At 59.4% G+C, this 401-nt stretch carries 1 protein-coding gene; it reads left to right on the top strand.

The features are described 5' to 3' along the window. Positions 1–8 precede the first annotated feature (8 nt). The coding region (locus AC1DMY_RS21040) for a protein kinase domain-containing protein (protein WP_477166783.1) at positions 9–401 on the top strand (393 nt) is incomplete at its 3' end.

Raw genomic sequence — 401 nt, forward strand, 5'->3', positions numbered from 1 at the left:
TTCAGAAGGTGAACCACGTCCTGAATGGTCGTGTCGGCGCACTGAAGCGCCTGCACGGCGACGCCGCGCGACAGACCGAACGTCGGTATCGCTTTCTCACTGAGGTCGGCGGACTCCGGGCCATGGCGGGAAATGGTGTCCCGCACGTCCTCGATGCGAATGAAGGTTTCTGGGAAGACAAACACGTTGAGCTCTACGTCGTCATGGAGTTTATCGACGGACCGACGATGTCCGACCTTGTCCAAGCAGCACCGCCGACGCTAGATGAAGCCCTGGCATGCACCGTCCGCATCTTGTCGATCCTGGCGTCGGGCCACGAACTTTCTCTGAACCACAGAGACCTCAAGCCGGACAACGTGATGATGCGAAACAGCCAGTGGGAAGACCCAGTTCTGGTGGAC

The sequence above is a fragment of the Dyella sp. 01L423 genome (assembly GCF_056399945.1).